Annotated in this window: 3 protein-coding genes and 2 pseudogenes; 4 read left to right on the top strand and 1 reads right to left on the bottom strand. The window is 75.6% G+C overall.

The features are described from left to right. The 4 genes and pseudogenes from EAD98_RS01445 to EAD98_RS01430 form a co-directional block, all read left to right on the top strand. Positions 1-416, top strand: a pseudogene (locus EAD98_RS01445) (SAM-dependent methyltransferase); the annotation flags it as partial. Then, on the top strand, positions 413-1,585 hold the full coding sequence (locus EAD98_RS01440; protein ID WP_121652277.1) for an alkaline phosphatase family protein: 1,173 nt from the start codon (positions 413-415) through the stop codon (positions 1,583-1,585). The pseudogene EAD98_RS01445 and the gene EAD98_RS01440, both read left to right, overlap by 4 nt. Positions 1,586-1,647: 62 nt before the next feature. Further along, positions 1,648-2,907, top strand: a complete 1,260-nt coding sequence (locus EAD98_RS01435; RefSeq protein WP_121652276.1) for a DNA polymerase IV — start codon at positions 1,648-1,650, stop codon at positions 2,905-2,907. Positions 2,908-3,022: 115 nt separating this feature from the next. Then, positions 3,023-3,427 (top strand): DUF3040 domain-containing protein, encoded by a 405-nt coding sequence (locus EAD98_RS01430; RefSeq protein WP_121652275.1) that lies wholly within the window; start codon positions 3,023-3,025, stop codon positions 3,425-3,427. 388 nt (positions 3,428-3,815) lie between these two features. Here the strand turns inward: EAD98_RS01430 and EAD98_RS01425 are convergent. Continuing rightward, positions 3,816-5,639: pseudogene (locus tag EAD98_RS01425) on the bottom strand (DUF3488 and DUF4129 domain-containing transglutaminase family protein); the annotation flags it as partial. Between the last annotated feature and the right edge of the window lie 129 nt (positions 5,640-5,768).

Below are 5,768 nucleotides of genomic sequence, written 5' to 3'. Positions count from 1 at the left end.
TGCTGGAGGTGGTCGACGACCCGACGCCGGTGGTGGCCGCGCTGGCCACCGCGCTGCGCCCGGGCGGTGCGGCCAGCGTGCTGGTGGCCGGCCGGGCCGCCGCCGTGCTGGGTCGGGCGATGAACGGACACCTGGACGTCGCGGCCGCGCTGGCCGCCGACCCGGCCGGCACCGCCGGGCCCCGGGACACCCTGCGCCGGCGCTACGACGCCACCGGCGCCGCCGCGCTGCTCGCCGCCGCCGGGCTCGAGGTCGAGGAGATCCACGGGGTACGCGTACTGGCCGACCTGCTGCCCGCCGCGGTCGCCGACGGCCAGTCCGCGGCCCTGGTGGAGCTGGAACGGACGCTGGCCGCGCAGCCCCCGTACCGGGACCTGGCCGCCCAACTGCACCTGTTCGCCCGCCGTCCGGCATGACCGCCCGGCACGACGGCGCGCCGGCGCCGCTGACCGTCCTCGGTCCGGGCCACGGCGGCGGTCGCCTCGCTGACGTGCTGCCCAGCGCGCTGGCCGTGCTGGGCGTGCCCGGATCGGCCGACCCGCTCGGGCTGGTCCCCGCCCTGGCCGGGGTACGCCGGATCGCCGTGCTGCTCGTCGACGGGCTCGGCTGGTATCAACTGCCGACCGCCGCGCCGTACGCGCCGATCCTCGCCGGGCTCGCCGCGACGGTGGGCCGGCCGCTTCTCGCCGGTTTCCCGTCCACCACCCCGACCAGCCTGGTGACCCTCGGCACCGGCGTGGCGCCGGGCGCGCACGGGGTGCTCGGCTTCACCGTGCGGGTGCCCGGCACCGACCGGGTGCTCACCCACACCGACTGGGCCGGCGACCCGTCACCGCTGGGCTGGCAACCGGTGCCCACGCAGCTGGAACGGGCCCGCGCCGCCGGGGTGGCGGTGACCGTGGTGAGCCGGCCCGAGTTCGGCGGCAGCGGGTTGACCCTGGCCGCCAACCGGGGCGGCGACTTCCGCGGCGCCGCCGGCGTGGACGCCGTGGCCGCCACCATGCTGGCCGCGCTGGCCGCCGGCCCCGGACCCACCCTGGTCTCCGGCTACCACCCGGACCTCGACCGGCACGGCCACCTCGGCGGGGTGGACTCGGCGCCCTGGCGGATCGCCGCCAGCGAGGTGGACGCGCTGCTCGCCCGGCTGGTCGACGGGCTGCCGTCGGACGCGGCGCTGCTGGTGACCGCCGACCACGGCCAGCTCAACGTGCCCGCAACGCACCGCTTCGACCTGGACACCGATCCACGGCTGCGCGCCGGTGTGCGGCTGGTGGCCGGTGAGGCCCGGGTGCGCTACCTGCACGTCGTACCGGGTGCGGTCGACGACGTGGTGGCCGCCTGGTCGGAGGTGCTCGGCGACGCGGCGCGGGTGCGCACCCGGGACGAGGTGGTGGCCGGCGGCTGGTTCGGGCCGGTGCCCGAGGAGCACCTGGGGCGCATCGGGGACGTGGTGGTGAGCTGCAACGACACGTACGCGGTCATGGCCACCCGCACCGAACGGCCGATGGCGTCCCGGCTGGTGGCGTACCACGGGTCGGACACCGCGGCCGAGCTGACCGTGCCGCTGCTGGTGGTCCGGGGCTGACCGACGCACGGTGCGCCCCGCCGGCCGCTGGTGATGTCGTACCCCCGGGTTAACCTGCCGGGATGGGCCGCAGCCAGTCGTTGCCCCGGGGCGGCGATCCGCGCTTCGGGCCGGACGCCGACGACTCCGCCAGTCCGATCCTGCACGTCGACATGGACGCCTTCTTCGCCGCCGTCGAGGTGCGTCGCCGGCCCGAGCTGCGCGGCAAGCCTGTGATCGTCGGCGGCGTCGGGACGCGCGGGGTGGTCAGCTCGGCCAGCTACGAGGCCCGCCGCTACGGCGTGCGCAGCGCGATGCCGACCAGCCAGGCCCGGGCCCGCTGCCCGCACGCGGTCTACCTGCCGCCGGATTTCACCGCCTACGCCCCCGCCTCCCGCGCGGTCATGCAGATCTTCCGGGACGTCACGCCGCTGGTCGAGCCGCTCTCCCTCGACGAGGCGTTCCTCGACGTGACCGGAGCCCGCCGGCTGTTCGGCTCCCCGGCCGCCATCGCCCGGCTGATCCGCCGCCGGGTCGCCGACGAGCAGGGGCTGACCTGCTCGGTGGGGGTGGCGCCGAGCAAGTTCGTGGCCAAGCTGGGGTCCACCCGGGCCAAGCCGGACGGCCTGCTGGTCGTGCCCCCCGGGCAGGTGCTCGACTTCCTGCACCCCCTGCCGGTGGACGCGCTCTGGGGGGTGGGGGAGCGCGCCGCCGAGGCGCTGCGCCGGCTCGGCCTGGCCACCGTCGGCGACCTCGCCGACGCCCCGCTGGGCATGCTCCGCCGCGCGGTGGGCGCGGCGTCGGCGGCGCACCTGCACGAGCTGGCCTGGGGACGGGACCCGCGCCGGGTCAGCCCCGAGCACGTCGACAAGTCGATCGGCGCCGAGGTGACCTTCGACGCCGACGTGGCCGACCCGGTGGAGATCCGCCGCGCCCTGCTCGCGCTCAGCGCGAAGGTCGGCGTCCGGTTGCGCGGCTCCGGGCAGGTGGGGCGCACCGTGACGCTCAAGGTGCGGCTGGCCGACTTCCGCACCGTCAACCGCTCCCGCACCCTCGCCGTGCCCACCGACACGGCCCGCGAGATGTTCGACACGGTCTGGGCGCTCTACACCGCGCTGGACCCGGGCGAGCGGATCCGGCTCGTCGGTGTCCGGGTGGAGGGGCTCGCCCCGGCGCAGGGGGCGCCCCGACAGCTCACCCTCGGCGCGCCCGAGCGTGGCTGGCGGGAGGCGGAAGCTGCCGCGGACGCCGCTGCTGCCCGATTCGGGCGGTCCGTCATAGGTCCGGCCAGTCTCCTGGGCGACCGTGACCCCCGTCGAAAGGAAAATCCACCCCACCCGTAGCTCGTCCCGCTTTCCGACGCGCGACCCCCCTCGTAGACTTGCGGGTAAGCAGCCGGTCGGCTGCCACGGTCTGTCGGCCCGAGTGGGCCGACCAACGTGACCGGGGAGGAGTGCCGTGCCGCTCTCGGAGCACGAGCAGCGGCTGTTCGAGCAGATCGAGCAGTCGCTTGCCGAGGACCCCAAATTCGCCTCGGCCGTGCGCGCCAGCGATCCGCGCTTCCACGCGCGGCGTCGCCTGCTCGTCGCCGCCGGCGTGATCATCGCTGGCTTGGCTTTACTGGTCTACGGCGCGGTGATCAAGACTCCACCGCTGGCGGTGGCCGGCTTCGTTCTCATGCTGGCCTCGGCCGCCTTCGCGGTGCAGTCGCACCGGCGGGCGCAGTCACCCGACCTGCACGTGGTGGGTGGCACGACCAGTCGTCGCCGTCCTCGCGGCGGCGGTGGCCGATCCGGTCGCCGGCCGTCGATCCTGGACCGCATGGAGGACAGGTGGCGGCAGCGCCCGGAGGGGCACCGCTGAGCCCGTCCCGCCGCTGAGGCGGGCCGTACGCCGCGACGAGCGGGTCGCCGGGAACACAGCCCCCGGCGACCGCTGACGTATCCGCGCGCCCGTCGCACAGCCGAAGAACGCCGTCCGCTCCGCCGCTCAACGATCCAAGGCCGCAGCCGCTCAACGATCCGAGGCCGCCCCGCTCAACCTCCGAGGCCGCGCCCGCTCAACGCTCTGAGGCCGCACCGCTCAACGCTCTGAGGCCGCGCCGCTCAACGCTCTGAGGCCGCGCGCCGACTCCAGCATGGAGGCGCGGTGCGGGGCGGAAAGCACCGCCGGCCGCCGGCTTGCGCCGGCCCGGCGAGCCGGCCCGGGGCGACGGCCGGTGGACCGTCACCCCGAGCCGGACGGGCGTCGCTCAGCGAGCTGCCCGGTCGGCCAACAGCCGACGCGGATTCCAGCGGAGCAGCCGGTACCGGGCCCGCCCGGTCAGCGCCACCATCCGGCCGGAGGTGTCCGCGAGGGTGGTCCGCCAGCGCAGCAGCACCGACGGCGGCAGCAGGGCGGCGAACAGTCGGGTCCGCCGGCCCGCGCGGGCGGCGAGCGCACCGCGGACCGCACGTAGCGCCGGCGCCAGGGGCTCGCCGGTCAGCGGATCCCGCGCGTAGCGGGCCCGCTCCTCAGCCCGGCCGAGCAGCCGCACCGCGCCGACCGCCGCGGTGTCCTCGTTGAGGGTCTCCCGGACCAGCCGGTCCGCGGTCGTCCGCGGCGTCTCGGTCCGGTCGACCCGGACCCGGAAGTCCACCAGCGTGTCGAGCAGCTCCGCCCAGGCGGCGTGCGCGTCCGCGCGGGCCCGGTTGGCGTCCGGCCCGACCACCACCACCCGTGTCCCGTCCACCGGCGCCGCCTCGTTCGGGGTGGCGGTCATCGCGGCGCCCGCCGCCCGGCCACCCCGCCGCCGGCGCAGCGCCAGCCGACGCAGCGCCGGCACCGCCAGCAGCGCCAGCAGCGCCAGCAGGCCCGCCGTCCACCACGGCCACACGGGCGGCTGCTCGGCCGGCGTCTGGCCGGCGAGGGAGAGCCCCGAGTCGGTGTCCCGGTCGGCGTTGTCCGGACCGGTCGGGCCGCCCGACGCGCCGGGGTCCGCCGCGGCACCCGACGCGCCGGGGTCTGGGGTGATTGATTCCGGCGCGTCGATGTCCGGCGCCCAGGCCGACCGGGCCGAGCCCGGCACACCGTACGACGGCGTGGCGTCGAACGGCACCCAACCGACCCCGTCGAAGTAGACCTCGGTCCAGGCGTGCAGGTTGAGGTTGGTCAGCGTGTACGTGTTGCCGTCCTGCTTGTTGCCGTTGGTGAACCCGAACGCCACCCGGGCCGGGATGCCGGCGCTGCGCACCAGCCAGGCCATCGCCGCGGCGTACTGCTGGCAGTAGCCGACCTTGTTGGTCAGGAAGTTGACGATGTCCTCGCCGCTGCTGCCGCTCTCGGTGCTGAGCCGGTAGCTGAACCCGTTGTCCGCCGAGAAGTGCCGGTAGATCGCCAGCACCCGGTCGTAGTCGGTGCGCTTGCCCTGGACCAGGCCCTTGACCAGCTCCTCCACCTCGGGCACCGGCCCGGGCGTGGCGGTCTGCTGCCGGTTCAACGGGTGCTCGGCCGGCAGCGGCGGCGCGGCCCGCAGCGCCGCCGGCGTGTACGTCGAGCGGATGTAGTCGAAGGAGTACTTCCTGCCCCGGGAGTTGTCCCGGTTGGAGAAGACGACCTGCTGGGTGGGGTCGTAGAGCCAGTTGCCGTTGAGGTCCTCGGTGCGCACCGGCTCGGCGTACACCGGCATCAGGGACATGCTCAGGCTCTTGGTGACCTCGACGGTCGCCCGGTAGCGGGCCTGTTGGACGCCCGGGCCGGCCCGTTCGGTCGGATCCGGCAGGTTCTGGTTGACCGGCCGGCCGCTGGGGTTGCGCGCCTGGAACCCGTTCGGACGCAGCTCGTCCGCGACGGCGTAGCGCAGGTAGAACGGACTCGGCTCGGACGTGGTTACCTTGACCAGGTCGGCCACCTCGGACTGGTTGAGCTGGCCGGCGAGCGAGGCGAACAGGTCGATCCGGCCGGAGGAGCCGCCCGCACCCGCCCGGCCGTTGCCGTTGCCCGTGCCGCCGCCCAGCGTGTCGAGCAGCCCGCCCGTCATGCCCGGCACGGCCAGCGGCAGCGCCACGGCGATGGCCACCCCGACCACCGCGAGCCGGCCAGCTCAACCAGTCCGAGGTGGCCGACCTGGTCAAGGTAACCACGTCCGAGCCGAGTCCGGTCTACCTGCGCTACGCCGTCGCGGACGAGCTGCGTCCGAACGGGTTCCAGGCGCGCAACCCCAGCG

Origin of the sequence: Micromonospora sp. CV4, from assembly GCF_003667455.1 — a bacterium.
Classification (GTDB): domain Bacteria; phylum Actinomycetota; class Actinomycetes; order Mycobacteriales; family Micromonosporaceae; genus Micromonospora.
Note: the sequence above shows the minus strand (reverse complement) of the source record. Positions and strands in the feature narration are given on the sequence as shown.

Excerpts from the sequence above, each read along its gene's own strand:
- EAD98_RS01435 (WP_121652276.1), top strand. The coding sequence starts at position 1,648 with ATGGGCCGCAGCCAGTCGTTGCCCCGGGGCGGCGATCCGCGCTTCGGG.
- EAD98_RS01440 (WP_121652277.1), top strand. The coding sequence starts at position 413 with ATGACCGCCCGGCACGACGGCGCGCCGGCGCCGCTGACCGTCCTCGGT.